Annotated in this window: 11 protein-coding genes and 1 pseudogene; 2 read left to right on the top strand and 10 right to left on the bottom strand. The window is 59.6% G+C overall.

All coding sequences use genetic code 11. From position 1 onward, the window contains the following. Nucleotides 1–523: 523 nt before the first annotated feature. Nucleotides 524–952 carry a hypothetical protein gene (locus QMA15_RS31915; protein ID WP_290288983.1) on the bottom strand — a complete coding sequence of 143 codons (429 nt, stop codon included), beginning with the start codon at nt 950–952 and terminating at the stop codon, nt 524–526. 70 nt (nt 953–1,022) lie between these two features. Here QMA15_RS31915 and QMA15_RS31920 point away from each other — a divergent pair, with 70 nt between their 5' ends. Next, nucleotides 1,023–1,334 carry a hypothetical protein gene (locus QMA15_RS31920; RefSeq protein WP_290288985.1) on the top strand — a complete coding sequence of 104 codons (312 nt, stop codon included), beginning with the start codon at nt 1,023–1,025 and terminating at the stop codon, nt 1,332–1,334. A 63-nt stretch (nt 1,335–1,397) separates the two neighbouring features. Here QMA15_RS31920 and QMA15_RS31925 read toward each other — a convergent pair. The 8 genes and pseudogenes from QMA15_RS31925 to QMA15_RS31960 form a co-directional block, all read right to left on the bottom strand. Continuing rightward, nucleotides 1,398–2,096, bottom strand: a pseudogene (locus tag QMA15_RS31925) (IS6 family transposase). Between the two features lie 251 nt (nt 2,097–2,347). Next, nucleotides 2,348–2,548 (bottom strand): hypothetical protein, encoded by a 201-nt coding sequence (locus QMA15_RS31930; RefSeq protein ID WP_290288988.1) that lies wholly within the window; start codon nt 2,546–2,548, stop codon nt 2,348–2,350. Then, nucleotides 2,545–2,796 (bottom strand): antitoxin VbhA family protein, encoded by a 252-nt coding sequence (locus tag QMA15_RS31935; protein WP_290288990.1) that lies wholly within the window; start codon nt 2,794–2,796, stop codon nt 2,545–2,547. Before QMA15_RS31935 ends, QMA15_RS31930 begins: the two co-directional genes overlap by 4 nt. 194 nt (nt 2,797–2,990) lie before the next feature. Next, the gene (locus QMA15_RS31940) at nt 2,991–3,800 is read right to left on the bottom strand and encodes a hypothetical protein (protein ID WP_290288992.1); all 810 of its coding nucleotides are present in this window, start codon (nt 3,798–3,800) and stop codon (nt 2,991–2,993) included. Nucleotides 3,801–3,899: 99 nt separating this feature from the next. Further along, nucleotides 3,900–6,227 (bottom strand): hydantoinase B/oxoprolinase family protein, encoded by a 2,328-nt coding sequence (locus QMA15_RS31945; protein WP_290288995.1) that lies wholly within the window; start codon nt 6,225–6,227, stop codon nt 3,900–3,902. A gap of 48 nt (nt 6,228–6,275) precedes the next feature. Then, the gene (locus QMA15_RS31950; RefSeq protein ID WP_228232912.1) at nt 6,276–8,402 is read right to left on the bottom strand and encodes a hydantoinase/oxoprolinase family protein; all 2,127 of its coding nucleotides are present in this window, start codon (nt 8,400–8,402) and stop codon (nt 6,276–6,278) included. A 22-nt stretch (nt 8,403–8,424) separates the two neighbouring features. Beyond that, nucleotides 8,425–8,862: an acetone carboxylase subunit gamma gene (locus QMA15_RS31955; RefSeq protein ID WP_182263277.1), complete on the bottom strand. Its 438-nt coding sequence runs from the start codon at nt 8,860–8,862 to the stop codon at nt 8,425–8,427. 66 nt (nt 8,863–8,928) lie between these two features. Further along, complete coding sequence (locus tag QMA15_RS31960; RefSeq protein WP_290289010.1) at nt 8,929–10,848, bottom strand: hydantoinase/oxoprolinase family protein; 1,920 nt, start codon at nt 10,846–10,848, stop codon at nt 8,929–8,931. A 208-nt stretch (nt 10,849–11,056) separates the two neighbouring features. On the opposite strand from QMA15_RS31960, the gene QMA15_RS31965 reads away from it, so the two are divergent. After that, the gene (locus QMA15_RS31965) at nt 11,057–12,889 is read left to right on the top strand and encodes a helix-turn-helix domain-containing protein (protein WP_290289012.1); all 1,833 of its coding nucleotides are present in this window, start codon (nt 11,057–11,059) and stop codon (nt 12,887–12,889) included. A gap of 97 nt (nt 12,890–12,986) precedes the next feature. Here the strand turns inward: QMA15_RS31965 and QMA15_RS31970 are convergent, their stop codons facing one another. Continuing rightward, nucleotides 12,987–13,235 (bottom strand): hypothetical protein, encoded by a 249-nt coding sequence (locus tag QMA15_RS31970; RefSeq protein WP_290289015.1) that lies wholly within the window; start codon nt 13,233–13,235, stop codon nt 12,987–12,989. Between the last annotated feature and the right edge of the window lie 627 nt (nt 13,236–13,862).

Below are 13,862 nucleotides of genomic sequence, written 5' to 3' on the forward strand. Positions count from 1 at the left end.
TGATCATCGAGCATCGGTCCATCGAGCACCGTATCGGGGCTGTCGTCGTGCGAGGCTTCGTCCTCGACATGTGCGATCGTTGTCGCGGCGGGGACGCTCATTGGTTCGCTGCTGCTGCCCGGGCCGGGTGTGGTTGGCAGGTTGGCAGTGTGCAAGCGGAAGGTGGATGGCCGTTGTCGTCGGGGGAAGGCTGGCGCACGAGTTATGTATACCGTTCTGCCGCGCCGTGTCATAGATATACGTCGTTTCGGATACGAAAATTCGCGTCGTAACCGAGGGTGAGCGTTTCTCTGCTGTGTTCGGTGGTTAGCGGTGAGTCACATTCGTTCCTGATGTTGTGTGCCGGAAAGTGTTGCGGTGGATTATTTTTCGGGAACCGTGTTTGTTCCGTGCGATAGGCGCCGCGTCTGACGTTCCTCGAATGGTGAGATAAATGACAGGGCGGGCAGGGTTGTTTCGTCACCTGTCGGGAGTGATCCCAGTGCGTTGTCGTGGTCTATCGCCCCGGGCGGTGCGCTGGTGGCTAATGGGGGCGGGCAGCCTCGACGGCCACACAAGGCAGGGGACCGACGAGGCCGGTAGACGCCGGCAAATGTGTCCTGACGTTTACATATCGACTGTACGTGTCACGGGCGTTGGTGGGTGAGGTGTTTCGTCCTGTTGTGGTGAGTGCTTCGTCCCTCAGGGCGGCGGGTAGAGGACGGGCGGAGGGTGCTGCTGCTGACCAGGTCCTTGTGACCCGAATGGGCAGCAGCATCGCGGTGATGAACCGGGAGAACGCGGCAACTATCACGAGCACTGGCGGGGTGTCGAACTGGTCTTCGCCGAGCGGAATCGACGCCGCGGATTGGATGGTTCCGTTCGCGCGGGGCACTGCACTGGGGCCGAACAACCTTGACATGCTCAACTGTGCAGCCGAGAGTACGGCTGCCAGCCGGAAGCGGCGGTACACGGTCGTTCCCGACAGGAAGGCGCGATGATGAACGCGCAGAACAACATAGGGACACGACCATCGAACCCTGGTGAGTAGCTTCGTTGTCACCAACGAGATCGCGGCAGACGCATCGGTGGTGTTCGGTCTGGAACTCGACACCGACATTCATGCCGAGTCGATGAAGAAGAGCGGTGAGTCCGCTGTCACGAGTACCGGGTCATCTGCGCTGAAGTTGAGCGTCGAAGTGACCTTCTCGGGCCGTCACTTAGGTTTCACCTGGTCTATGACCAGCAAGATCTCCTCGTACAACCGGCCGACGTTGTTCGTCGACGAACAAGTCCGCGGCCCATTCAATATGTTCACACACGAGCACCGCTTCGGGCACTGTTACGTTAATTGAAAAGTTTAGCGGTGCAGCTAGTTTGGGGAATTCCGTTACGGGACACCGCCGGGCCGCTCACATTCAGGCGGCGACATCGGTCGCGGTGATCTCCTGCCAGACCGCGAAGCGGTCGGCCATCTCGATACGCCATTCGAGCGCGGTGAGCCGGTGCCGGGTGGGCCGGAAATGCGGTGAGATGCCGCCGAACGCGGACAAAACCGTTACGCATGCCCAGGTGATGTGAAGCGTTTCATCGCATGTTCTCGTTGCCGGGCCGGTTGATGCGAGTTCTCGGCTCGATTATTCAAGTACTTCGACTGGCGATGCTCGATCGAGGCCAGCAGTTCACGGTGCGCCACCTGGTAGCTGGCGAGCTTGTCGGTGACGATCACCCGCGGCACATAGTGCAAGCCCTTGAGCAGCTTACGGAAGAATCGTTTGGCGGCGTTGCCGTTTCGGCGTGACTGGACCAGCACGTCGAGTACGTTGCCGTCCTGGTCGACCGCGCGCCACAGATAATATTGCCGGCCGTTGATCCGAATGAATATCTCGTCGAGGTGCCACTTGTTCACCGGGCCGGCTCCGCCGTCGTTTCAGCTGGTTGGCGTAGGCCTGGCCGAACTTGGCGCACCACCGGCGGATCGTCTCGTAACTCGCCACGACATCGCGTTCGAGCGTCATCTCCTCGACTTCACGGAAGCTGAGTTGGAACCGGAAGTACAACCACACGCAGTGGTTGACGATCTCGACCGGGTAGTGGTGGCGCTTGTACGACGGCATTGGGGTGCCCACCCCACCGATTCTCCCAGTTTGCCGACTTCAACAACGTGACAGCGCCTTCCGGAGACCGGTGTCGGGCTAGTTCACCCATGCGTATGTGGGTGGCAGCTTCTTCGTAGCTGCGGAGCTTGTCAGGATCTGTTGTTCCGTACGGTTCGGCTGTGCTGGTCAGCTTGTTGCGTAGAACAGTTGTTCCTGGGATGTAGTAGTCATCCCGGGAACAACTGTGAAGTTTTCGGCGGCAAGGGTCGTCAGTACCCCAGTGTGCGGCGCAGCGCGGACAGCTCTTGTTCTGCTGTTTTCTCGCCTGTGAGTACTCGGCGGGGCGCGGCTTCGTTTTCTTCGGTGACGGTACCGCCGGCCAGTCGAACGCCGGCGGTGGCGAACTGCACAGATTCTTCAATGCTGCGAGCGCCCGCGTGCTCGTCGACGACTTTGCGTGCTGTGGTCATGAGCATTGCTCCTTGCGTTGGTTTCGTGCTGTGAGCGCTGCAGCGATGGCAAGGCTCACGGCTTCGTCTCCGGTGATTTCTCCGCGTAATTGCCTACGGCCGATTTCGAGGTCAGCGGCGGTTGGTTCCATACCTGCCATGCGGTGACCGGCGGTCGCTGCGGCAAGTGCACGATCGATTTCACCTTCTGTCAGGCGCGATTGCGAAATGCGCGATGAGGGACGTGTGGTGAGGTGGGAGTCGGTCACCAGCGCTCCTTCACCGTCTCGAAAGTTTGTTGGCACGGGACGTGCGTATCGTTATCCATTTCTACCTGATCATTGCCGGTTTTCGAGGATGGGTGGCCACCGGAACGGGGCCAAAACTGGGCACGGAAGTCGAAGTTCTCCGCGAACTGAGTCTGTACCTTGCCACATGATTCACGGTGCAGATGAGATCTGTGTCACTTGAGTTGGGCTAGTTGGTTGAGGACTACTTCGGGAATCGCGGTGGCGGGGATCTGAGTGATGTGAAAGTCGCCGGGAGGAAGTGTTGTTTGTTCTCCGAGCCAGTAGTTTTCGGGGAGGACACTTCCGCGGATGGTTTGCTGGTGAAGGGTTACACCGTGGGCGTCGCGCATGCCGACGAGCAGTCGGTAGTGCGCGGTGACGTTGACGATCGGGGTGTAGGCGTCGAACCCGACCGGCGTGACTGGTGCGGAGGAGCCCTTTGGTCGGTCATCGAGGAGTATCGCGGCGAACGGGAGTGCAGCGAATCCGCGGAGCCAATCGGCAACGTACATCGACGAGTTTTCCGCGTCGTCAGCATCGAGGCTGTCGACGTCGGAAGAACCCGAATAGTGGTGTGTGGCTCGTAGCCACTGCATGGGGGAGGGGATCTGCAGGACCACTGGTCCTGACGCCATTGCTGTCAGTGTTTGTGCAAGAGCGATAGCGCCACTGGTGAGGGCTTTGTCCGCGAGCATGGTCCGCAGGGCGTACCCGGTTCTTTTCTTCTGGGACAGTGCATCTCGCAGGGTGGGGTTCTGTTCGAGGTGATGAGTGTAGAAGTGGTTCAGGTCAAGGATGGCCAGGTCGGGTTTGAGTAGGCCTTGTGCTTGGTTGAAGAAGCGGGCGTAGCTGGTGGGGTCGTCCCAGGGGGCCGGGCGGTTGCGCAGAAACACCGATTGGGCGTACTCGTGGTGATCGAGTAGGAGTGCTGTGGCGCGGCCCGAGGGCGGTGTGGCGATCGCGGTGAGAAGGCTGGCGGACATGATGGTCTTCCTCGAGAGATTGGTGCGATACCGCGCGGTGATGCTCACACCGACGTGGTGCAGGGGTCGGTGGAGCATCACCGCGCGGTATCGGCAGGGTCAGGACTTGTGCTGGACTTCCTCGCCGCACTTGGCCTCGAGTTCGCGGACCCGCTTGCTCAGCTCCTCGATCTTGAGCACGCGGCGGTCAGGAATCATGATGAGGGGTAGATCCTCGAGCCGCGCGGTCACCCGCTCCGGCTCACTCTTACCCCAGTGGGTGGCGACCAGTTGGTCGTTGTCATCACCCCAGGAACCGAAGTACAGCAACTCTTTCGGAGGTTCGGGCTTGACGAACTCGGCCACGAATTCCTTGTACGGCTTGCCCCGCTTCAAGCGGTCCTGACGCATCTGTGCGCGTAGCGCCGTGGTGTCCTCCTCGCGGACGACGAAGGTGTCGGGTTCGTAGACGACGCCATACAGTTCGCCGGCCACCTTGTCCGAGATCCGCGCGAGCTGCAAATCCGCCATGACAAGCTCGGGATCTCGCTCGAGGATGTCGCCGTATCCACCGCCGGAGCCCTGGCTGATCATGTAGAGCTCGCCTTCCTTGGCGACGTCGAACTGCAGTCCCATGTGGCCGGTCAGGTATTTGCCACCCTCGTAGGGTTGTTCGTTCATCACGCGTTCGATGGACAGGTCGAACTGTGACGGATCTTTGCGGATGATGTCGTAGATATTGATGTTCTTGACCATCGACAACGGATAGGTGGGGCATCCGTAGCCGCCGAACATTCCGCTCACCGACGAGAACTTCGAGCCGGAGGTGACTGTCATGAATCCCCAGCTGGGGGTGCCACGTGAGGCGACGATCATTTCGTAGCCCATGCCGCCTCGGTATTTGCCGAAGCCTTGGTTGTCTGTGACCAGTCGCTTGCTGACCAGCTGCAGGAACGGGACCTCTTCTTCCATGACCTCTTGCTCGGCGATGTCGGCCATCGCGCAGAACAGGGGTGCGACGCCGTCTTCGCCGTCTCGGAATGCCTTGGCGCCGCCGCCCATTCCGTTCAGATCGGCACAGAGGTTGCCGACCTGCTCGCTGTGCTGGGTGGTTCCGCCCCACAGAAAGTCGTTGATCTGGTTGAACCAGGGGGCGATCACGTTCGAGTACTTGGTGGGCGAGGAGAACTGCAGCTTCGCGTATGCGGTCTGCAGGGCAGAGAATCCGCGGAACGAAGCTTGGAGTGACTGTCCGACGGGTGCGTCGTATCCGGCGTCTGCCCAGGTGTGTTCCTCGGAAATGACCTCGATGGGGGAGAGGGCACCGGTGCTGCGCGGTAGGTCCGGCCACCAGTACGACAGAATCGCCTGCGTCATGAATGATTTTGTCGAGCCGAGGGGTGAATTGATGGCCCTGTTGAGGATCTCCGGCCCTGTGCCCGTCAGGTCGACGGTCATGGTGTCGCCTTTGATGGTGATCTTGCAGGCGAACTTGATCAAGATGTTTTCTTTGAGGGTCGAGTCGACGAACTGGTTGAAGGTGACGGTTCCGTCCGGTAGATCCGAAATACGGCGCCGCACCTCGGCTTCGACGTTTTCGACGGTGGTGCGAAGGGTGGAGACGAATGCTTCTTCGCCGACTTCGTCGATGAGGCGGTCGACGGTGTCCATCACTCTGCTGACGGCGCCCATCTTGACTTTGATGTCGGCGAGCATCAGTTTGGGGTCGCGTGTCGAGTGCTGGAGGAACGTCAACAGATCGCGGCGCAGTCGCCCGCCTTCGACGATCTTGATCGGTGAGGCGCGCAGCCCGTCGTCGAAGGGGGTTTCGGAGCCGGACGGCATGCCGCCGGGCTCGCAGGCACCGTTTTCGCCTTCGTGGATGGTGGCCCCTACCCAGGCGATGATCCGGTCGTCTCGCATGACGGGTACCAGCATCGATTGGTCGGTGTTGTGCACCATGCCGAACCGGGAATCGTTGTGGAAGAAGCCGTCTCCGGGCCGGATTCCGACTGTCGGTTCGTCTTTCCAGTTCTTCATGATGTAGCGAATCGGGTGGTGCAGCACTGCGGAGAAGGCGATGACCCCGCGGTTGGAGAGGTAGCTGACGTCGCCTTCGGCTGTGTAGACGGCGACGGAGAGGTCGGCCCATTTAGCGCCGGGGGCAGCGCCCATGCTTTCGCACATCTCGAAGGCCTCGTCGAGTGCGCCGGCGAGACGTTTGCGGATGCGGTCGGCTTCGATCGGATCGGTATCCGATGTCATGCAGTAGCTTTCGTGCGCTGTGCGCGGCGCGATCTGGTGGTGTCGCATGATGTCGGGGTCGGGTCCGAGGAAGAGGGTGGTCTCGTCCATGAACTTGTCGACCCACTGCTGTTCTTGTTCGCTGAGTTGCTGGGTTCCGTCGCGGTCGGCGGATGGCCCGGTGCCGTTGTCCAGGATTGTCATGATGCTTTCAGGCTCCTTAGAAAAAACTGTGGTTGATTCGACTGCTCGTCAGTCTTTGAGGAGCCAGACGGCGCCTTGCACGGTCGGCTCGAGTCGCCAGCCCGGTTCGACGAGGTAGGTGGTGCTTTCTGTCGTCACAATGGCGGGGCCGGCGATCACGTATGCGTGGTCGAGTGCGTTCTCGTCGTAGACCGGGGTGTGAACAGGCTCGCTGATGTCGGTGAAGTGGACTTTCCTTGTCGCTACCGGTGTCGGGATTGCGCGGTCACCGCCGGCGTCGATGGAATCGAACTTGACCACGTCGCCGTCGATGTAGGAGGCGACGCGCAAGGTCTGCACGCGCACGCCCGCTTCGGGCGCCTGGGTGCCCTCGCCGTAGCGCTGACCGAAGATTTCGGCGAACGTTTTGATCAGGTACAGCACATCGGCGACACCGTCGACTCGGTTGATGTCGAAAGAGACCGCGGTGGTGACCAACTGGTTGCCGTAACGCATGTCCATCTCGAGTCGGTACTTGACGTCGCTGCGGTTGTAGCCCTGGCGGACCAGGTCCTCGGCGCCTTTGGCTTCGAGTTCGCCGATGTAGGTGTTGAGCTGTTCGTACTGGTCGTAGATGGTTCGCTCACGCGGTTCGTAGAGCACGATGTACGCGCTCCGTTCGTGGATGTGCAGGGGCTTCATGTTGCCCGCGCCGAGAGCGGAGAACACTGATGCGAACGGGGGGAAGAGAATCTTGTTGATTCCGGCCTTGGCTGCGATCCCGCAGGCATGCAGCGGGCCGTTGCCGCCGTAGGCGAGCATGGTGTAGTCCTCGACGAGACCGCCACGTGAGCGCAGTTCCTTCTCGATGCCGATGGCCATCTGCTCGTCGACGGTGCGCTTGATGACCTTTGCGACGTCGACAGCGTCCATGTCGAGTTCGTCGGAAAGATTTTCGTCGATGGCGTAGACAGAGCGCTTCTTGTTGAGCGCGATGTAGCCGTTAGCGTAGTTCTCGGGGTCTAGGTATCCGAGCACCAAATCGGCGTCGGTGACCGTGACCTGCAAGCCGCCGCGGTCGTAGCAGGCGGGGCCGGGGTCCGAACCTGCCGATTCGGGGCCGATCTTCACCGAATTGTGGATCCGGTCGAAAGAAGCGATGGATCCGCCGCCCGCGCCGAGTGTGTTGAGGTGGATCATCGGAACCGACACCAGCCAGCGGCCAATGGTCGGCTGGAAATCGTAGTGCCGAACCCCGCCCTCGGGGACCAGGCCGATATCGAACGATGTTCCCCCCATGTCCATCGAGACGACGTCACCGATGCCTGTGGTTTCCGCCAGGTGTTGTGCCCCACCGACTCCCGCGATCGGGCCCGAGTGGATGGTCTGGAGTGCATCGGTCGAGTTCGGCTGGGCCATGCCGCCGGAATTGTGAATGACCAGCATCGGCTTCTCGTAACCGGAGTCACGCAGATTGCTCGACAGCTGGTTGAGCGCGTGGAACATCGTCTCGTGGAGGAATGCATCGACAATTGTCGATGTCGCCCGAACGTATTCGCCTTTTCGGCCCGACACCTGACTGCTGAGCAGAACAGGGATCGCACCGAGCTGGTGTGTGGGGTACTCGTCGAGGATGATCTCGAGGATCTGCTGCTCGTGGGCGGAGTTCTCGGTGGCGTTGGTCAGCGCCACGACAATGGCTTCGGCGCCGTTGTCCACCAACTCACGAACTTGTTCACGCACGTCGTCGACCATCAGTGGAACCAGGATCTCGCCGACGGCGTCGACTCGTTCCTTCACGGATCGAACCAGGTGACGCGGTACCAGAGGATCCGGCCGTTGCGCGTCCGCCATGTCACCTTGCTTGACGCCGTCGAGGCCCTCACCGTAGCCGCGGCCACGGGAAAGGTGGATCGTGTCTTCGAATCCGTGCGTCACCAGGGCGGCGACTTTGGGGCCCTTGCCTTCGATGAGTGCATTGGTGCCCAGTGTGGTGGCGTAGCGGACCGAATCGACCTCGCGGAGGGCGTCGCTGCGGCTGACACCGGCGCGTGCGCATGCCAAGTCGAGTGCTTCGTTGAATCCGAGGGCCAGGTTGTGGTGAGTGGTCAGCGCCTTCGCTTCGACGTAGATATCGTCCCAGACAAAGAAGCAGTCGCTGAATGTTCCACCGATGTCAACGGAAATGCGTTTCATGAAAGTCTCCTTCGATCCGGGGTCAGCGCTGAGCGTGTGAATGGGAGTGCGAATGCGGGGTTCGGGGTTCGGAGATGGCGTTCTCGCCGGGCCCGTAGTTGATCAGTGTTTCCGGATCGCCGTCGCGGTCGGCCCACTGCTTCTTGAGCGCGTCGATGTCCCAGATCATGTCGACGGTCGGGGGGTGTCCGGGTGGGGTGTACTCGGTTTCGATCTGCGTGCCGCAGCCCGGGCAATAGAATTCGAGGATGCGGCAGAACAACGGATCCGGGGCGAAGGTGTACTCGTATTTCTCCGGATCGAGAATCGAGGGGTGAATCTCGCGGGGGTCTCGGTCGTAGACCAAGGTGCCTTCTTTGTAGTTTCCCCGAGCATTACCCAGGTCGTGCTGGCAGACCCGGCAGAGCCACCGCTCGGAGTCGAGATCGATTGCGAGATATTCGGTCATGGGGATACGCATGATGTTCTCTACTTTCGTGTCGAGAAATGTCGATGTCACGGTTCGGGCGGTGTCGTCGCGCCCGAACTACACCGTGTCGGTCAGGATGAGGTCACCGGAATTGGAGACCTCCAGGTTCCAGCCGGTCGGTACCTGGGCGGTGAAGAACTGTCCCTCTACGATGGCCGGACCGGATGCGACCGCACCTGCGATCTGCTGATCGAGTAGATAGACAGGTAGTTGTTCGACCAGCGTGGCGGCGGTGCGGACCGATCGCGTCAGTGTCGACACCGCCGGCGTCTTCTTCTCGGGTGACCCGCCCTTGACAACCGAATGGGGCAGTTCCCGTGTCGCTTTCAGTGCGAGGATGGTTTTGTTTCCCTCGGTAGATCTGACATCGAGATCACGCTCGAACTCGGTGTGCGTCACTACCCCGTCCGTGTCCTCCACCAATGACGTCCACTCCAACGAGCACTCTTCGATGTCGTATCCTTCTTGGAACATGTCTCGTGTTGCGCGGGAAAGCAATTCGTTGACCGCTGCGTCGATCTGCTCGGGCGCGCAGTTGGTGATGTTGGTTTCGTAGGACTGGGAGATGTCGGAGAAACTGATGCCGAACGCGGAGAACACCGCGGCCAGTCTCGGGACGAGTACCCGGCGCACGCCGGCGATACGCGCGGCATCACACGCACTCATCGGACCGCCGCCGCCGAACGCGGCCACGGTTGTCGTCTCAGGACTCTCGACGGACGCGGCGAACGATTCCGATACCTTCGCCGCGTAGGCCGATGCCATCTCGATCAGTGCTTCCTCGACAGTGAGCCCCAGCGGCTCCGCGATGCTCTCACTGATCACGGCGCGGGACCGTTCTGCGTCGAGAAACATTTCACCGTCGAGGTAGGTGTCGGGATCGAGGACTCCCAAGAGCAAATTGACGTCGGTGATGGTTGCCTTCTTGCCACCGAAGCCGAAGCATGCAGGGCCAGGGGCCGCGCCGACGCTTTCCGGGCCGACTACGATCCGCCCGTTCTCGACAGCGATGATGGAACTGCCACCCACTCCTGTGGACTGAACGTCACTGAGCTCGTAGGAGACGGGAATACCGGCGATCCGGCCGCGGCGTTCGGTGGCGATGGCGTGGTTCTTCACCGTCCCCACGTCGGTCGTGGTTCCGCCTACGTCGATCATGAGTACATGGGGAAGCTCGTACGCTTGGGCCAGTGCGCGTGTGCCTTCGAGCCCTCCGCGCGGTCCGGAAGAATAGGTCTTGAGTGCCACGGACTTCGCGACCCGCGAGGACGCCCCGTCATTACGGTAGATGAGCAGCGGGTTCTTGATCTTGTAGGTGCGTAGGCGTCGTTCGGCGCTGTAGAGGAAGCGTTCCACGGTGGGGTGGAGGAACGAGTTGATGATGCCGGACCAGATTCGGCGTGATCGCAATTCGTCGGAGGCGAATTCCCAGCTGAAGAGAACAGGGACGGAACCGAGAAGATGCCTCGGGAAGCTTTCGAGAATGATCCGTTTGAACAGTGCCTCACGGTCTTTGGACTTCGCAGCGAGAATCAGCCGTTCCGCACCCGCTGTCGTCAACCTGTTGATCTCCGCGACCAGTATCGTGGTCAAGGCGTCGGCGTCGAGATTGTCGGATACCACCGCGGTGCGGGGGCCGACCAAGTCGTCGAAGAGTGACGCAGACTCAGCGTCGATGCGCAGCTCGTCCACGATGGCAGCATCATCGGTGATCAACCCGAGACGAGGACCCTTCCTCTCCACGAGAGCGTTGGTGCCCTGGGTGGAGGAATACCTGATGTGTTGAGTCGAATGCAGCAGACCCGAAAGGTTCTGTTCGCCGTAAATGACCGAGGACACCTTGGTCATACCGTCGAACAGGCACTGGGACAGATCGACCGGGGTCGTGAGTGTCTTCGTGAATGCGAACTCGGATCCACTGCCGACGCAGATGTCGGTCAAGGTTCCGCCGTTGTCGATGTTGATCAAACGCTCCATCGAGGCTCCTAGCATTGTCGAGAAGGAATGAAACTAAAGTGATGGACATCACTTCGATTGCGAACACGGGAAAGCATCACACCGGGGGCAAGGGTGTGGAGTGTCCGACCTTGGGACACTCCACACCACCACCACCGGGTGTTTCCTGAATGCACGGGTCACACCGGGCCTGCGCGTAGCGACGGTGGCGATGTAGCAGGTCGTCAGCATGGAGGACACAATGATGGGGATCGTCGACGACACCGACGGTGACGACCGAAAGCGCGTGAGGTTAGGCGACAGAGACGCCCTAATAGGAGGGACGGACGAGTTCGTCGCTGCCTCCTGGCTCCGATCACAAGCCGCCGGAGTGTCCCCGGAAGGCGGCGATATCCGGTACATCGGTGATGTCGATATCGCATCACGCCTGGTCCATTACGCCCAGCCGGTACTCGAAAAGCTCATCGAATACACCGAGGACGTGCCGCTCAGCGTCGCGGTCTCAGACAACAAGGGAAGAGTGCTCTCCAGACTGGACACCAACTCTGCGATCGGCGCGCTGGTCGACACCATCTCGCTGGCTCCAGGTTTCAGCTACGCGGAAAGTGAAGTCGGAACCAACGGAGTAGGAACGGTCCTCGAATCAGGTCGCTCGGTCCATATCGTCGGAGCAGCACACTTTCACGAGCGATTCCAAAAATACTCGTGTTCCGGCGCTCCGATCCGAGACCCCCTCTCCGGACACATCGAGGGTGTACTCGATCTCACCTGCCTGGTCGAGCACTCGACCCCACTGCTACACAGTTTCGTTCGTTCCGCCGCCTCGACAATCGAAACCGCATTACTCAACGATCGAGAACTGAACCAACGCATCCTCTTCAATGCATTCTCGAAAATGGAAGCAAAAACTCGTTCACCACTGCTGGTGGCAGGAAAGAATGTTCTGATCTCTACCAGCAAAGCGCAGAAGCTCTTCGACGCCGACGAGCAGAGAATAATCGTCCAACATGCGCTGTATCTCGCGGAACGAGCGACAAAGGCGACGGAAGAGATCGAACTCTCCCCGCAGCGAATAGTAAAAATACGAACCACACGAATATCATCAGGAAAGTCTGTTGTCGGCGTCGGAGTGTCGATAGTAAATTTAACCACACTTGACGTAGCTGTTTACGTAACGGCTGCTGCAAGGGCCCCTCAATTCGATGTGACCAACGGTCCATTGATGGGTACTGGACACAATTCTGGTTCCGAATCATGCAACGAAGTGTCCTCGGTATGGAAAAGTGTCAAATCCTTAATAAGAGATGCGGTCGAACGAAAAGAAAACGTCGTTGTCGTCGGAGAACGAGGGGCGGGAAAAGAAAAACTGATCAGGGAAACGGTTTTTGAGGTGTATCCCGATGTCGCTGTTATCGAACTCGAGCCAGGCTTCGATGCGAACGATGTTAAGACAGACGTCGATTCCGGTCGCAACGAATCCCTGTACCTTATCTTGCGGCATCCGGAACGGTGGACAACTGACGAAATGATTTCTGTAAAAAAGGTGCTGTCCGACATAAGCTCACGTGGAAATCTCGTTGGAGCGGCGGCCATAGTGACAGAAGCGGAAAACTCTGATTCGGAAGACAATCCTTTTCATCGATCACATCACGGGATTTTCGGCCGATCGATCCAGGTCCCACCACTCCGACACCGCACAAACGACCTCCCTTACCTTGTGCGGCAAACACTGAGCGAAATAACCGGCAACGGTGTTTCGGAAATGAGCAGTGAAACCCTCGAAAAGCTCTCCACGTATCCCTGGCCGGGCAACATAACTGAACTCCGTCATGCACTCTCTGAATGCTTGTCGAAAAAACCTTCCGGAAGGATAGAGGTAGAAGATCTTCCAGATTCCATTCGCCTGTCATCGATTCATGCTTCTGGAATTCTCGAACACGTGGAACGAGAGGCGATAGTAAAAAGCCTGGAAGAGAACGATGGCAACAGGATGCGTGCAGCAAAAAGCCTCGGAATTGCTCGATCATCCTTGTATCGAAAAATGAAAACATACAAGATATGAAACGATATTGCATAAGTTCGAGCCTGGGTCCGGTCGCTGCGAAAACCAGTTTCTTCGCCGGCGTGCCAACATCTCCGCCACAGGCTTCCGATGAACCCTAGTCCGCGGACGTCAGGTCGTCGTCGTTCGCGAAGATCAGTCGTCCGTCGTCGAGTGCGATCGCCCACCTGTGCACCGGAGCCCAGTTCCGCCCCACCGAACCGCGGTCGATGACCATGTCCTCGTAGTCCTCGATCACCACACCCGTGCATGTCACGCTGACATCGGTATCGGAGTCTGACACCGTGATTCGCACGCGGGAACCTACTGCAGTCACATCTTTGCTTTTGCCGTTTTTGTCGGTCATCTTCCTAATTCTGGCAGAGCAACTTCGCGGCAACCACGTCCGGGGCACAGCGACGCACGCTCGGGCAAAGCGGGGAGCTGAGTGTGCTCGATGCCGCCATCACTCGCTGGAGCTGTTACCCATGTCCGTCCGAGGCCGGCCCCGCACCTGTCCGATCCTCAACTACTGTTCAGCTGGGTAATCCGGACCGCCGGATCGAATCTGGGCGAGCTTCGACAGTCACGCGGTACCCGATACCGACAGGCACACTCCCGGCCACACTCACAGAAAGCTGCACCCAGCACAACGCAGCATCCCTCGGATCCGAGACGAGAGCAGTCGACCCGGCGACAATAGTCGGATTCGGATCACCCGGACCGCTCGACAACCAGGTGTGCGTGACGACCGTCGCCTCCGAACTCGAGTACGGCAACGAATCAGGCAGAAACACCGACACCCCACGTGGTTTGGACTTCGAAACACTCCGCATGAAGTACACCCGGCCAGCACCCGGCGGCCCACCACCGATCCACAACACCCCGCTGTACTGCGTACTACGCCTCAACTGCCCCGACACTGAATCGCACCGGCGAGTCCGGAGACTTTGATGTACCCCGAGTTTTCCGGAGTTCGTTTGTTTTACTTCAG

Source organism: Rhodococcus sp. APC 3903, assembly GCF_030407755.1.
Taxonomy (GTDB): Bacteria; Actinomycetota; Actinomycetes; order Mycobacteriales; family Mycobacteriaceae; genus Rhodococcus_F; species Rhodococcus_F erythropolis.